This window comes from Microbacterium sp. BWR-S6Y, from assembly GCF_041379845.1.
In the GTDB taxonomy this organism is placed as follows: domain Bacteria; phylum Actinomycetota; class Actinomycetes; order Actinomycetales; family Microbacteriaceae; genus Microbacterium; species Microbacterium hydrothermale.
On record NZ_JBFECV010000012.1, the window covers coordinates 17561 to 18126 of the forward strand.

General features: G+C 64.8%; 1 pseudogene. It reads right to left on the minus strand.

The features are described 5' to 3' along the window. Positions 1 to 444 precede the first annotated feature (444 nt). A pseudogene (locus AB1K56_RS18370) lies at positions 445 to 566 on the minus strand (IS481 family transposase); the annotation flags it as partial.

Consider the following 566-nt stretch of genomic DNA (forward strand, 5'->3'; position numbering starts at 1 on the left):
CTGCTGCTTTTTCACGCCCTGGTGATCGGTCCTGCATATCTTGTCTTCCCCATCGTGTCGGTGTCACCGGCGCTGACGGTCGTGTTGGCCGTGCTCCTGATGCGCGAGCGACTGACGGCTCTCGCTGTCTCGGGACTCGGCGCCGTGCTCGTCGCGCTCATCCTGTTCGGCGTGGGCAGTCCCTCGGAGGCTGCCGGCAGAGGGCCGTGGATGTGGCTTGCTGTCGGCGTCTGCCTAGCGTGGGGGACCCAGGCCTTCCTCATGCGCAAAGCTGCCCTCAGTGGGGTGAATGACGCGACGACCTTCCTTTGGATGACCGTGGGTGGGCTGCTGCTGGTCCCCGTCGCGGTCGTCATGATGGGAGGGGTCTCGATTGATGCTCCGTGGCAGGCTCCGGCCTTGACCGCGGCCACTCAACTGCTAAACGCTGTAGGCGCCCTTCTGCTAGGTGTGATGTCCGGAAAGGTTGTTGTCGATCCTGCGGATGGGCGGGGCTCCGATCGCGGAGTGGTGCCTGTGATGATTGTAGAAGTGCAACCAACCCGGCAGCGCCGCGCGGCGTTCGG